The organism is Snodgrassella sp., from assembly GCF_024103505.1.
GTDB classification, from domain to species: Bacteria; Pseudomonadota; Gammaproteobacteria; order Burkholderiales; family Neisseriaceae; genus Snodgrassella; species Snodgrassella communis.
This window is the reverse complement of the sequence record NZ_JAGGIJ010000006.1, coordinates 123094-136038: the sequence shown is the minus strand read 5'-3', so window position 1 is coordinate 136038 and position 12945 is coordinate 123094. Positions and strand designations below refer to the sequence as shown.

15 protein-coding genes are annotated in these 12945 nt (G+C 46.7%); 6 read left to right on the top strand and 9 right to left on the bottom strand.

Annotated features, from left to right (window positions below):
• Positions 1-32: 32 nt before the first annotated feature.
• Entirely contained in the window at positions 33-1442 is a 1410-nt protein-coding gene (cysG, locus tag J6578_RS07620) for a siroheme synthase CysG (protein WP_287954267.1), read from the bottom strand.
• Positions 1443-1700: 258 nt separating this feature from the next.
• On the opposite strand from cysG, the gene J6578_RS07615 reads away from it, so the two are divergent.
• From J6578_RS07615 to J6578_RS07600, 4 genes are all read left to right on the top strand, one after another.
• Positions 1701-2423 (top strand): phosphoadenylyl-sulfate reductase, encoded by a 723-nt coding sequence (locus J6578_RS07615; RefSeq protein WP_420917653.1) that lies wholly within the window; start codon positions 1701-1703, stop codon positions 2421-2423.
• A 62-nt stretch (positions 2424-2485) separates the two neighbouring features.
• A complete protein-coding gene (cysD, locus tag J6578_RS07610) occupies positions 2486-3400 on the top strand; it encodes a sulfate adenylyltransferase subunit CysD (protein ID WP_037407542.1) in 915 nt (304 codons plus the stop codon).
• Positions 3400-3993 (top strand): RBBP9/YdeN family alpha/beta hydrolase, encoded by a 594-nt coding sequence (locus J6578_RS07605; RefSeq protein WP_093091814.1) that lies wholly within the window; start codon positions 3400-3402, stop codon positions 3991-3993. The genes cysD and J6578_RS07605 overlap by 1 nt, the downstream gene beginning before the upstream one ends.
• Positions 3994-4008: 15 nt before the next feature.
• A complete protein-coding gene (locus tag J6578_RS07600; protein ID WP_287954265.1) occupies positions 4009-5304 on the top strand; it encodes a sulfate adenylyltransferase subunit 1 in 1296 nt (431 codons plus the stop codon).
• 510 nt (positions 5305-5814) lie between these two features.
• Here J6578_RS07600 and J6578_RS07595 read toward each other — a convergent pair.
• From J6578_RS07595 to lptM, 3 genes are all read right to left on the bottom strand, one after another.
• Entirely contained in the window at positions 5815-6252 is a 438-nt protein-coding gene (locus tag J6578_RS07595) for a GNAT family N-acetyltransferase (RefSeq protein WP_287954264.1), read from the bottom strand.
• 280 nt (positions 6253-6532) lie between these two features.
• Complete coding sequence (lysA, locus tag J6578_RS07590) at positions 6533-7768, bottom strand: diaminopimelate decarboxylase (RefSeq protein ID WP_093091820.1); 1236 nt, start codon at positions 7766-7768, stop codon at positions 6533-6535.
• Complete coding sequence (gene lptM / locus J6578_RS07585; RefSeq protein WP_051608227.1) at positions 7761-7931, bottom strand: LPS translocon maturation chaperone LptM; 171 nt, start codon at positions 7929-7931, stop codon at positions 7761-7763. The genes lysA and lptM overlap by 8 nt, the downstream gene beginning before the upstream one ends.
• A 131-nt stretch (positions 7932-8062) precedes the next feature.
• Between lptM and cyaY the strand changes: the two genes are divergently transcribed.
• Positions 8063-8386 (top strand): iron donor protein CyaY, encoded by a 324-nt coding sequence (gene cyaY / locus J6578_RS07580; protein ID WP_100101254.1) that lies wholly within the window; start codon positions 8063-8065, stop codon positions 8384-8386.
• Between the two features lie 19 nt (positions 8387-8405).
• Positions 8406-9305: a LysR family transcriptional regulator gene (locus tag J6578_RS07575; RefSeq protein ID WP_037407401.1), complete on the top strand. Its 900-nt coding sequence runs from the start codon at positions 8406-8408 to the stop codon at positions 9303-9305.
• A gap of 306 nt (positions 9306-9611) precedes the next feature.
• On the opposite strand, the gene J6578_RS07570 is transcribed toward J6578_RS07575, so the two are convergent.
• From J6578_RS07570 to J6578_RS07550, 5 genes are all read right to left on the bottom strand, one after another.
• Positions 9612-10040, bottom strand: coding sequence for a hypothetical protein (locus J6578_RS07570; protein ID WP_093091824.1), 429 nt, complete (start codon positions 10038-10040; stop codon positions 9612-9614).
• A gap of 17 nt (positions 10041-10057) precedes the next feature.
• Positions 10058-10624: an NAD(P)H-dependent oxidoreductase gene (locus J6578_RS07565; protein ID WP_065610530.1), complete on the bottom strand. Its 567-nt coding sequence runs from the start codon at positions 10622-10624 to the stop codon at positions 10058-10060.
• 19 nt (positions 10625-10643) lie between these two features.
• Positions 10644-11072 carry a hypothetical protein gene (locus J6578_RS07560; protein ID WP_287954263.1) on the bottom strand — a complete coding sequence of 143 codons (429 nt, stop codon included), beginning with the start codon at positions 11070-11072 and terminating at the stop codon, positions 10644-10646.
• Between the two features lie 153 nt (positions 11073-11225).
• Complete coding sequence (locus J6578_RS07555; protein ID WP_287954261.1) at positions 11226-11561, bottom strand: hypothetical protein; 336 nt, start codon at positions 11559-11561, stop codon at positions 11226-11228.
• Entirely contained in the window at positions 11531-12730 is a 1200-nt protein-coding gene (locus J6578_RS07550; RefSeq protein WP_287954260.1) for an ATP-grasp domain-containing protein, read from the bottom strand. The genes J6578_RS07555 and J6578_RS07550 overlap by 31 nt, the downstream gene beginning before the upstream one ends.
• Positions 12731-12945 lie beyond the last annotated feature (215 nt).

Here is a 12945-nt window from a genome sequence, read left to right as displayed (position 1 = left end):
GCTGTTTTTTTATGGCAGCAAGCAGCTTATGGCTAAGCTGCTGCCGCGCCGGTGACAGAGTTGTCCTGTGGCTGAAACCACGCCAGTTGCTGGCGCAACCGTACCACCTCCCCAATAACCATCAGCGCTGGCGTAGCAGCCTGTTGTGCCAGTGCTGCTAACTGATGCAGTTCACCGGTTAATACATGCTGGCTGACCTGAGTGCCATGCGAAATTATCGCTACCGGCGTACTGCCCGCCCGCCCGTGGGCAATTAACTGCCGGCTGATTTCCGCTGCTTGCAACGTGCCCATATAAATCACCAGTGTTTGCTGTGCACGAGCCAGCGTTTGCCAGCCATGTGTCTGGCTGCCCAGTTGCTGGTGACCGGTAACGAACAAAACACGCTGGGCGTAATCGCGGTGCGTGAGCGGAATACCGGCATAGGCGGTAGCCCCCAGACCGGCACTGATGCCGGGAATAATACGAAAAGGAATATTGGCTGCATGCAGGAACGCACATTCTTCGCCACCACGGCCAAAGACAAACGGATCACCGCCCTTGAGGCGTACCACACGCTTACCCTGCTGTGCCCACTCTACCAGCAGCTCATTGGTTTGCTGCTGTTGCACCTGATGGCGTCCGCAGCGTTTGCCCACACTGATTTTTAAAGCATCGCGACGCACCAGTGCCAACACTTCTGCCGATACCAGTGCATCGTATAACACCACATCCGCTGCCTGCATGGCTTGCAAAGCATGTAAAGTTAGCAGGCCGGCATCGCCCGGGCCGGCACCCACCAGCGCCACTTCACCCTGCGGCAGCGGCTGGTGCTGAGTTAACTGTTGCTGCAACAGCATTTCTGCCGCCGCTTCATCACCACTGGCAATGAGCTGGCCAAAGCGGCTATGCTGGAATAGCTGCTCCCAGAAACGCCGGCGCTCACTGAGGCTGCGTAAGGCAGTTTTCACCTGTTTGCGCCAGCGTCCGGCTACCGCAGCCACCCGCCCCAGCGAGAATGGCAGCAACACTTCAATCTGCTGGCGAATCAGGCGCGCCAGTACCGGCGCGTGGCCGCCACTGCTCACCGCTACCTGTATCGGACTGCGGTCAATCAGTGCCGGCACAATAAAGGAACAGCAGGCCGGCTGATCGACACAGTTGCAGAAAGTGGCTGCCGCCTCGGCTGCCTGAAAAATACGCTGATTCAGCGCAGGATCGCTGGTGGCTGCAACCACCAGAAACACACCATTTAATAAATCGGGGCTGAATTCCGTGCCAATGTATTCGGCCTGTTGTGCCGCAAACCACTCTGCAAACTGAGCAGTGGCCTGCTCTGCAACCACCTGTAACTGCGCGCCGGCCTGTATTAGCGCACTGGCCTTGCGTTCGGCCACCAGACCGCCGCCTACCAGTAATACCTTGCGCTGGTGTAAATGAGTAAATATCGGGTAGTGATTCATACTGGCTTATCGTTGTATTTAGTCCACCATCTTATAATCACCAGTGCCCGCCTGAAAAAGAAGCAATTTTTCTAACCAAAGCGTTGGCAGTTATATCTGCCATCGCCATGCACAGACTGGGGATTTGGTTATAAAGAAAGAAATTTTTATTCTTTCCTTGCCGTTGCCTGTGCTTGCTACTATCCGTGTGATTCAGACAGTAATCTGCTTAAACAGTTGCTGTGATTAATAAATTATAGATTCAGGATAGTCATAACCATGTTGCGCCCCCGCCTGTGGACACCACCGCATGATGCGGCCGCCGCCAAACGCCTGCCGGCCTTAACCGCCCAGTTGCAGACACGTTTACAGCAGATTGTACGGCAGCATCAGCATATTAAATTTGCCTCCAGTCTGGCGGTTGAAGACATGGTGATTACCGATGTCATTGTGCGCGCGCAGCTACCAATTGAAGTATTTACCCTCAATACCGGCGCACTCAATAACGAAACACAGAAGCTGCTGCGTGCCGCCTATGAGCATTGGGGTATCCGCATTACCGAATACCGGCCGGATGAAGAAGCCGTTGATGCCTATGTAGCTGCTCATGGCAAACAGGCTTTTTATGACAGCGTTGCCTTGCGACGTGAATGTTGCCATATCCGCAAAATCGAACCGCTTGGGCGCGCCCTGAGCAAGGCCGATGCGTGGATAACCGGACAGCGGCGGGAGCAATCGACAACGCGTACAGCGTTAGCACTGGCGGAACAGGATAAAGCGCATGGCATCGCCAAATACAATCCTCTGGCCGACTGGCTGGAAACCGAAGTATGGGCATATGCCCGGATGCAGCAGTTGCCGGTAAATGAGCTGTACCAGCAAGGCTATCCAAGCATTGGCTGTGAGCCCTGCACCCGTCCCGTAAAAGCCGGTGAAGACATTCGTGCCGGACGCTGGTGGTGGGAAAGTCAGGATAGTAAAGAATGTGGTTTGCATAAATAGGCAGCAATCAACCCAGCGTTGCAGGCATGGCCGACATGCTTGGCAGCCATAACGGAAACATCATGAGTATTCAAGACAAACATCTGGACTGGCTGGAAGCCGAATCGATTTACATCATCCGCGAAGTAGTGGCCGAAGCGCGTAATCCGGCGTTGCTGTTTTCCGGCGGCAAAGATTCAGTAGTACTGCTGGCACTGGCTGTCAAAGCATTTCAGATTCCCGGACACAGCCTGCAATTACCGCTGACACTGGTACATATAGATACCGGACACAACTACCCAGAAGTCATCGCTTTTCGCGATGCCACCGTACAACAGTTGGGCGCGCGGCTGATTGTTGGCAGCGTAGAAGATTCTATCCGCCGCGGCAGTGTAACCCTGCGCCGCGCTACCGATTCACGCAATGCCGCACAGGCCATCACCCTGCTGGAAACCATCGAAGCCAATGGCTTTGATGCATTAATGGGCGGTGCGCGGCGGGATGAAGAAAAAGCCCGTGCCAAAGAACGGATTTTCTCTTTTCGGGATGAATTTGGGCAGTGGGATCCGAAAAACCAGCGGCCGGAATTATGGGATTTATACAATACCCGCCTGCATCCGGGTGAAAACATGCGCGTATTCCCGATTTCCAACTGGACAGAACTGGATATCTGGCAATACATCGCGCGCGAACAGCTTGCCTTGCCACCGATTTACTATGCGCACCAGCGGGAAGTAGTAGAACGCGGCAATATGTTGGTGCCGGTAACTGAACTGACACCGAAAAAAGAAAACGAAGTGAGCGTAATCCGCAGCGTACGCTTCCGTACCGTGGGCGATATTTCCTGCACCTGCCCCGTAGCCAGCGTAGCGGCCACCGCAGCAGAAATCATAGCCGAAACCGCACAAACCACCATTTCCGAGCGCAATGCCACTCGTATGGATGATCAGGTGTCGGAAGCAGCAATGGAAGAACGCAAGAAAGCAGGTTATTTCTGATGGCCAATACATCAACCACAGCAGCACCGCAGGTATTTATCGTGCACGGCTTTCAGAGTAGCCCGCATGATAACTGGTTTGATTGGCTGGCCACACAGGCACGTGCTGCCGGTGCCACCGTAATCCAGCCGGCCATGCCCGAACCAGACTGTCCACAGGCCACAGTCTGGCAGCAGACACTGGATGAGATTATCGGCCAGCCTCAGGCAAACACCTTTCTGATTGGCCACAGCCTCGGCGTCATCACCTTACTGCACTTTCTCAGCCGGCACCGGCCGGCGAGGGTGGGCGGGCTGATACTGGCAGCCGGCTTTACCACTCAGCTGCCTGAATTGAAGATACTGGATGACTATATCCATGCCAGCCAGCCCGATTTCACCGTTTTGCAGCAAATCAGTATGCCGGTACACAGCATAATTTCCACCAATGACCCCTATGTTCCCGAAGCAGCCAGCAGCACGATTGCCCATGCATTGCATAGCAGTATCGATTATGTGCCGTCTGGTGGCCACCTAATGGCCGAAGACGGTTTCAGTGAATTAGCGCCCGCCTGGCAGAGCCTGCAACAGATGCTGGCGAAACAGCAACCTTAAAAAAGTGAGACACCGATGAGCACCGATTCCGTATTGCGTTTTATTACTGCCGGCAGCGTAGATGATGGCAAATCTACCCTGATAGGCCGCCTGCTATTTGACAGCCAGTCCTTACTGGCCGATCAAGTGGCTGCGCTGTATCACGGCAAACATAAACGTACCGCCGATGGCGTGCCTGATTTTGCTCAGCTTACCGACGGTCTCGCGGCCGAGCGTGAACAGGGTATTACCATTGACGTAGCCTACCGTTATTTTGCCACTCCGGCACGCAAATTCATCATTGCCGACACCCCCGGGCATGAACAATACACCCGCAATATGGTGACTGGAGCCTCAACCGCCGATGCCGCCATTATCCTGATAGATGCTACCCGGCTCGATTATAGCGAACACACACCGGCTTTATTACCGCAAACCCGGCGTCACAGTGCCATTCTCAAACTGCTCGGGACAGCACACATCATCGTGGCTGTAAACAAACTGGATTTACTTGACTACAGTGAAGAAAAATTCAACGCCATCAAACGTGCCTATAATAAACTGGCTAGCGCACTGGATTTGCACAATATTAACTACGTACCCATCTCCGCCCTCAATGGAGACAACATCGTAACCGCCAGCGCGTATATGCCGTGGTATCAGGGACAGCCATTATTGCGGTTGCTGGAAAGTCTGCCTGTTGCCAACCGTAACAGCCAGCTTTTGAGCGCACCGGCACTATTTCCAGTACAGCGGGTTGCACGGCTGGATGGCAGCAGTGCCGATGATTTTCGTGGTTATCAGGGGCGGCTGGAACAGGGCAGCCTGTGTGTAGGAGACAGTGTACGCATCGAACCGGCTGGCCAGATCAGCACCATTACCGCCATTTATACGCCGGCCGGTCAGGTTGAACAGGCACAGGCAGGTACCGTACTAACCATAGTACTGGCTGATGATATAGACATATCACGCGGTGACAGCATCGTTGCCGCAGACAGCACATTGCAGCCTGCCAGAAATATCAGCGCCTCTGTGTGCTGGTTTGACAGCAAACCATTGAATGCCACCCGACGCTACTGGCTCAAACATACTACACAAACTGTTTATACCAGAATCAGACAGGTTGATTATCTGCTGGACGTACAGAGCCTGAATCACCGCCAAGACAGTGACAGCCTGCAACTGAATGATATCGGCCGGATACAGCTCAGCGTGCAGAAACCGATCGTAGCGACTACCTACCAAGCCAATCCGGCTACCGGTGCCTTTATTCTGATTGACGAAGCCACTAATCACACAGTTGCTGCCGGCATGATTACCTCACTGGCTTAAAACCGTACTTAACTACAATGTCTGTGGCCGGAAAAATCAGGCTGGCAGCGTGCTGTGATTCATGATTAACTACCGTGGCGTCTGTGTATACCTTTAGTTAGGTATTGATTAACAATATATTGGCATAGCCACACCTATTCAAACAACAAAATTAAGGCGTGGTGGTTTGTTAAATTCTGCGGGAGGACAACCTAAGAATGAATGTAACTGTTCATGATTCAATCCATAAACATCAGTAGCAAAGATTGAGGATAATTATTATCTAGTCATGGTTTTTCTTCAGCAGCAAACTCAGTTTTATTGGCTTTAAATATCGCCATCGCCGTATCATCCCGCCAGCTTTTTTTGCATAGACTACGACGACGATCTTTTTTGCTACTGTACTATTCTGCGGTTTAGTGGCAGATTGAATATAAAATTATATTTTATGGTAGAAGAAATAATTAGCCTGCTACTTTTATTTGTCGGCGATATTTCACACGCTGCCTATCTCTAAGAATGATTTCAATATTACTGTTTTTCTTTGCGCATCCGAACGTGTGGAATATCATCTTCCAGATAGACATCAGAAACAGGAACAAATCCATATGCAGCATAGAAGTTAGTTAAATGAGCCTGCGCACTGATGACAATCGGTTTATCTGGCATCTGTGTCTTAATCACAGCCAGCGTTTTTTCTAATAATTGATTACCTAACTTCCTGCCACGATGGCTTGGACGGATAATAACCCTGCCAAACGTAACAGTAGAACCCTGATCAATGATTCGTGTATACCCAATGATTGTTTGTCCTTCTTGCATCCATGTATGCACAGCTTGCTCATCATAAGTATCAATTTCTTGATAAGGACAAGTTTGTTCTACTACAAAAACAGCAATACGTAATTTGGCAATTTCATAAAATTCTTTAGTCGATAATTCAGAGAATGTTTTAATGTAATAGTCCATATACAAAGTCCTTTTTATTACTGAAGTATATCCATATATTCAGTACTGCCTAAATAACCAAGTATTCAGTCTCATACAGCAGCGGTAATGACAGCCTATCCACCCAAAGAATGCTTAATTGCTGATATTTTATTTATATCAATATAATTTGATAAATCCGGATCACTGCTTATTACACTAATAGTACTTCTCTTAAATCTATTTAAAAACAATATTTATGGCTGCATGGGTACATAAAAAAGGTAAAAGTAATAGGTTAAGCAAAGGTACAATTGACTCATTAAACTGATTTCAGGCAGCTTTGTTCGTTGGCCAGTAATTCAGACAGCGTTTCGCGCCGGCGAATAAGGTAGTGGTCAGTACCATTAACCAATACTTCTGCTGCACGACAGCGGGTATTGTAGTTGCTGGCCATACTTGAGGCATAGGCACCAGCGCTTTGAACCAGTAATAAATCGCCTTCTTTTGCGGCAATAGTACGGTCTTTGGCCAGAAAATCGCCTGTTTCACAGATTGGCCCCACCACATCGGCGACAAATTCATCTGTTGTTGCCGTGCTGACATTAAGTATTTTGTGATAGGCCTGATACAGAGAAGGGCGCATCAGATCATTCATGGCTGTATCAACGATCACAAAATTCTTTTCTTCCCCCTGTTTGATGTATTCAACCGTGGTGAGCAAACCGCCGGCATTACCAATCAGGCTGCGCCCCGGTTCCAGCATTAACTGCAAATTGCGTCCGGATAGCAATCTGTCCACTGCGGCTGCGTATGCGGCTAAATCCGGTACGTCCTCATTCTGATAAACAATGCCTACGCCACCGCCTAAATCAATATGCTCTAATTCGATATTCAGCTCAGCTAGTTTATCTACCAGCAGCAACATGCGTTCCAGTGCTTCTATCAATGGGGATAAATCGGTTAACTGTGAACCGATATGACAATCAATTCCGGTAACTTTTAAATGAGGCAGTGTAGTGGCTAATTGATAGGCTGCTATGGCATCCTGATAGGCAATACCAAATTTATTGGCTTTCAGTCCGGTGGAAATATACGGATGAGTATGAGCGTTAACGTCTGGGTTGATACGTAAGGAGATTGGGGCAATTTTGCCAAGACGGGCGGCAATTGTGTTGATGCGTGCCAATTCAGCCAGTGATTCAACATTAAAGCAGCGAATGTTGTTATGCAAAGCAAATTCAATTTCAGCACTGCTTTTACCTACGCCTGAAAAAATGGTTTTGCCCGTATCGCCGCCAGCCAGTATTACCCGTTCTAGCTCACCGCCGGAAACAATATCAAAACCACAGCCCAGCCGGGCAAAGTGGCGCAGAATGGATAAATTGCCGTTAGCCTTGACTGCATAACATATCAGCGGATGTAAAGAGGCAAAAGCTTGCTGGTACTGGTTAAGGGCAGCAGTCATCGCTTGCTGGCTGTAAATGTAGAGTGGTGTGCCATATTCAGCGGCTAGGGCACAATAGGGTATTTGTTCACATTTCAGGGAATCAGTCATGTCTGGGCAGATTTTTCTGGTCAATAGGGTCGATGGTCAGGCCGGTTTGTACTACGCCATATTTGGTTTTATCGCCTTCCTTGGGTAAATACAAGTCACCTTTATAACCACAGGCAGACAGGAGGCTGGTGGCAAGTATGCTTAATAATAAAAAACGATGCATTAATCCGGCTCTCTATGGTTGAAATAGCAGGTGTAGTAAAACTGCCATTGCGGATAAAACTAGGATTCAGACATATTATATGGCAAGATAACAGTTTGAATGTAATAAAATGTAGAATTACGGTAAGCAAAATGACCGAAAGTGAATTTTTACAGTATAGCGATGATCTGTTTGGCCACATTGAAGAGAGTATTGATGCCGGTGGCTGGAGTCTGGACTGTGAGACCAGTGGTAATGTACTCACGATAGAAGCGGATAGTGGGGCGCAGATCATTGTTAACCGCCATGCTGCCACGCAGGAATTATGGATAGCAGCGAAAAGTGGTGGCTATCATTTTGCCTGTCAGCAAGGACAGTGGCTTTCCGCACGGGATGGCAGTGAATTTTTTGCGATATTGAGTCAGGTTTTATCTGCTGCCTGTGGTGACGAGGTGCATATTCCAGTATTAAATTAATTTCGGCTAAGGGGTGCTTATGTTACACACTTTGATTAAACATGATTTAAAAGCATTACAGGCTTTTGTGGCTATTGTGGAATGTCAGGGTGTGACCGCAGCACAAAAGCGGCTGAATATGTCGCAATCGGCGATTAGCACGCATCTGGCTCATCTTGAGGAAAGTCTGGGTGTGATCCTGTGCCGGCGGGGTCGTTCCGGTTTTGCTTTAACTAAAGCAGGGCATCAGTTATACGAAGCCTGTACCTTATTATTACAGGCAACTAATGAATTTCACCGTGAGGTGCAGAATATTAAATGGCATCGTTCGGTTTTGTCTGGTACGTTGCGCATCGGGCTGGTTGAGCACCTGTCGGCGGATTTCCAGCGTGTTTTCAATCAGGTTATTGCCAGTGCCTATCAGCATTATCCCGAATTACGGCTATCGATAGATATCTGCGCCCCGCAGGATATTGAAATTGCCATAGCCAATAATCAGATGGATCTTGGCATTGGTTATTATTACAGTCTGCTGAAAAATTTACAGTATCAGCTGGTATTTGAAGAACGTGAGTATATCTATTGCCACGCTTCACATCCGGCAGCTAAGATTAAAGATTTAACGCTGAATTTATTGACTGAAGAATATCAGTGGGTAAAGCGCACTTACGCCCGCCAGCAAGAGGGAAATAGTTTGCTGAGCGGTAATACAACCGCAGCGGCTCATAAACAGCAGGCTACACTGTTGTTTATTCTTGCAGGTAGTCATCTTGGTCTTTTATCGGAAGAAGTTGCTGAACCTTATGTGCGCAGCGGTGTACTGGTACCTCTGCTAACCCAGCAGGCAGCCAATATCGTGAACTACTTTGCGCTAACCCGTCCGACTCCAGATCCGCGGGTAAACTGGTTTCTTGGTGAACTCAGTGGTCTATTGCCTTAACGCCTCATACCAGAATAAAGAATTAATTAATTTTCTGGCTGCTTGCACCAATAGTGACTATTTTCAGACAATTCTTAGTCATTTTTTTCTGGATATTTTGAGCAAAAATTTCAACACATCTTATTTCTCACAGCTAAGTGCTCTTTTCCATTAATAATTTTATTGTGTCTTGCTCAAGAATCTGCGATTTTTTCCTTTACAGGCATCATGGATTACTGATGGTTATGGTGCTGCCCAGCAGGTATTTCAAATATATAAATAACTGAAAAAATAATATTTTAATGTAAGTATTGCTGTTAAGTTCAGCTATAACTGATTTTTGGCAGCATAAGGCGTAATAAAGGTATCAATGGTTTTAGCCAGTAGTTTAAATATTGCCTGACGGTAGGCCGGTAAGTGTTGCATCCACACAGCTGCATACTCTACATGCGATTGTGCCCCCCGTAATGCTTTGAAATTTCCTGCACCGCCACTACAGTGTACGCTGCCCTGATGCCGTTCCGCTTCTAAAGAAACTTTTAACATCAGACGACGATACAATCCTTCTTTGCGCGGACGACTGAGATCATATCCAAATAGTGGCGTGCTAAACAGATTATCCCGCCGAACAATGCCGACAAAGGCACTTAACGGTGGTTTGGCGGTAGAATATTCTGTAACCGGATAACCGGCAAAATTATCTGATTGTTGAATCAGAGCTGACTTCTGTACACTTTTTGGGCGATGATCAATCACGGATTTAAGAAAACAAATTAAAATTTGAGATTTTTTAAAAATAGTTGTCTCTTCTCTTGAGAAACATTTTTAATTTTTCCCATATTTTTCCAAGTCACATTCTTAATTCCTAATTGTTTCAAAGTTGAATTAATAAAAACAGATTTAATGCTATTCCCTGCAAAGAAACGGATAAACCATGTAGGGGCCTCAGAAGTAGTTAAAACTGTAGTTGAGTTAATATGATTAATATTACCCTTTATGCCCGTTGGAGTATCAATGTAAGAAAAGTTTTTTTTAAATACTTTATCAATAAAACCTTTTAAGATAGCTGGTAAATCATACCACCAAATAGGAAATATAAAAACGATATCAGATGCATCCGTTATCATTTTTTGATATTTTTCTACTAAAGGATCTGTTGTTTGTCCGGTACTATATAACCTTAATTCTTCGGAAGTGTATATTGGATTAAAGCCGTCTTTATATAAATCAATAATATCGAAATCTTTTCCACTTTCTTTCAAAAGAGATACAATTCTTTCCAAAATAGCATGATTATAGCTCTTTTCATATGGATGAGAATAAATTATTAATGTTTTCATTGTAAAATCTCATTGTTTTTTAAAAATAAATTTGATCCTCGCCAAAAAAGTGAACAAAAGTCGCCTCTATGATATAAACAAAATTTACGGAGCGCAACCCGTAAAACTTGATAAAACCGGTGGCTACTGCTGTTTTAAAAAAAGACAGGCTATAGTCAGGATTGAATTCGGGGAATTTACCACGGTATATCTGATTGTATAAAAACAGGCTTCTTGCAAAATCTTCGTCGCTGAAATCTTCACCCGCCACCCATTCTGTTTGCGCAGCATATTTTCTTGCAAGACTTAAATCTCTTTTAATGTGCGATCGCTGGCGCCATGAGTGGTCGCGGATGTTGTCGGCAATCCATATTTGTCGGGTCGGAACCATCAGAAAGCCACTGTGCCTGAGCTGGTCAATCATTGCGGTATGCAGGGCAGGAGTGAGTGAGCGGATAATGATCGGCAAATGATTCTGTCCCTGTTCTGCTGCCTGTCTTTCCAGTATTTTTACAGCGTCGATGATACCCTGTGCCGAACGCTGAGCGGGATAAAGTGTGGTTGGTAAATACCAGTTTTCCAGAAAAATTCCACTGCCCAGACCACAGCTCTGTAATAAAAATTAAGCCGTATAGGATAAGCTGGTAAACAGCACGCGCAGCAATTTAGTGGTTTCAATTAAACTGAGTTCTGCACGCGATGAAGGGCCATAACTATTCAGCAAGCTGCATATCCAGCTGGTTTGAGCATTATTGCCGGTATTCCAGATAACAGGAATTTCTTCCCCGTCTATAGCGATGCTGGTTACCTTAAATGGTGCATTGTTGACAAAAGTGTCGCCCAGAAGACATAGTTGTCGGGTAAACTCCTGACAGGGAGTAGCTGTATCTGCTGTGTATGGATTTATTAGCATGAATTTAGTGAGTATCAGTAAAATGTAAGCGGGGCTCCATCCCATTCAATATCTACAGTAGTTGCAGCCAGAAAATCAATATGTAATGACATCGCGCGAAACACGATTTCTGCTGTAGGTATAAGCTGGATTAAATACGGCAGCATATCCTGTCTTTGCCACACAGCATCGCGTGCCCGATGATAATCATGCCAGAAAGTCTTTTGGGTAAAAAACCGCCACGTCTGCGGAGTGAACAGCATAACCAGATTATGCATAGCCGGTTGCAGAAGATCCATCTCAAGTTGAGTTGCCGGTAAGCCTGCATCTGCTTGCATGACTGCATGAGCAATAGCTGTTTGTACTGTTTGTGACAATTGTTCCAGAAAGTGAATCCCACTGGTGGCGCGTGGGTTGCATTCAAGCACATATATTCTGCCCGCTGAGTCTTCGATAAAATCAAATCCTACCTGACCATGATAGTGAGTCTGTGCGGCAAAATGCTCAACAAACTGGCGGATTTTTATTTGCTGTACCGGGGCAAAATAAATGCCGGTACCTTGGCCGACACGGTATTTCGGATGGTAGCAGCTATGGGCAACAAGCTGTCCATGCCGGATAATGCTGTAACTGCAATATTCCTGTCCGTCTATATATTGCTGAGCTACCCAAGGTTGTTGAGGATTGGCCTGAAGTTGACTGTATTCAATTGTCTTGGGACAAAGCACAGTACGGGTAGCAAAGCGCGAATAGGCAGGTTTAAACACCCACTGCTTATCAGCCGAAAACTTTTGCTGTTTAAATGCTGTAAACTCAGCCTGATTAGTCAGCAAAATCGTTTCAGGAGCAGTAACCGGCCAGTTTTGCGTCAGCTGCGCAAAAAAGCCTTTGTGATGCAGCTGTGTTAATAACGACATAGCACTGGTAAAGAGCTGGCAGGGGTGAGCCTGCTGAATAAGTGCATCAGCAGAAGCCAGATAAAATACTTCTTCGCAATTAGGAATGACAGTATCAATTTTCTCACGTAGCAGCAATTGTATCAGTTGTTCCAGCCACTGTTTGCTCTGTTGTTTTGGTGGCGGCAGACGGGTATAAGTACATGTATATTTGCTAAAACGGCCTAATGGATAGCCTAAGCTTTCAGCTATATGTACCCGATAGCCCGCCTTGGCCATCATGCGTGCCCATGTCAGACCGGCAGGTGATCTGGCTCCCAGAATAAGAACGTTGTGCATAGCTAAGTATAACGCTTTAAAAAGAAAATATCTGAATAGATGAGTATTGAGTTATTCTAGCTTTTTTCCTCTTTTCAGTCATAATTGGTGTACTTGTTTCGTGCAGTTTATCAAGTAATGAGTTGCATTTTCGGGTGTCTGAACATTGATCTGAATTTCCTGCCCGGGCTTTTCTGGCAAGATGAGCACAGAGCCATTAAAATCAGATATTGGCT

Bases quoted from the DNA above. Each gene is read 5' to 3' on its own strand.
- cysG (WP_287954267.1), bottom strand. From the start codon at position 1,442: ATGAATCACTACCCGATATTTACTCATTTACACCAGCGCAAGGTATTA.
- J6578_RS07615 (WP_420917653.1), top strand. From the start codon at position 1,701: ATGTTGCGCCCCCGCCTGTGGACACCACCGCATGATGCGGCCGCCGCC.
- cysD (WP_037407542.1), top strand. From the start codon at position 2,486: ATGAGTATTCAAGACAAACATCTGGACTGGCTGGAAGCCGAATCGATT.
- J6578_RS07605 (WP_093091814.1), top strand. From the start codon at position 3,400: ATGGCCAATACATCAACCACAGCAGCACCGCAGGTATTTATCGTGCAC.
- J6578_RS07600 (WP_287954265.1), top strand. From the start codon at position 4,009: ATGAGCACCGATTCCGTATTGCGTTTTATTACTGCCGGCAGCGTAGAT.
- J6578_RS07595 (WP_287954264.1), bottom strand. From the start codon at position 6,252: ATGGACTATTACATTAAAACATTCTCTGAATTATCGACTAAAGAATTT.
- lysA (WP_093091820.1), bottom strand. From the start codon at position 7,768: ATGACTGATTCCCTGAAATGTGAACAAATACCCTATTGTGCCCTAGCC.
- lptM (WP_051608227.1), bottom strand. From the start codon at position 7,931: ATGCATCGTTTTTTATTATTAAGCATACTTGCCACCAGCCTCCTGTCT.
- cyaY (WP_100101254.1), top strand. From the start codon at position 8,063: ATGACCGAAAGTGAATTTTTACAGTATAGCGATGATCTGTTTGGCCAC.
- J6578_RS07575 (WP_037407401.1), top strand. From the start codon at position 8,406: ATGTTACACACTTTGATTAAACATGATTTAAAAGCATTACAGGCTTTT.
- J6578_RS07565 (WP_065610530.1), bottom strand. From the start codon at position 10,624: ATGAAAACATTAATAATTTATTCTCATCCATATGAAAAGAGCTATAAT.
- J6578_RS07555 (WP_287954261.1), bottom strand. From the start codon at position 11,561: ATGGGATGGAGCCCCGCTTACATTTTACTGATACTCACTAAATTCATG.
- J6578_RS07550 (WP_287954260.1), bottom strand. From the start codon at position 12,730: ATGCACAACGTTCTTATTCTGGGAGCCAGATCACCTGCCGGTCTGACA.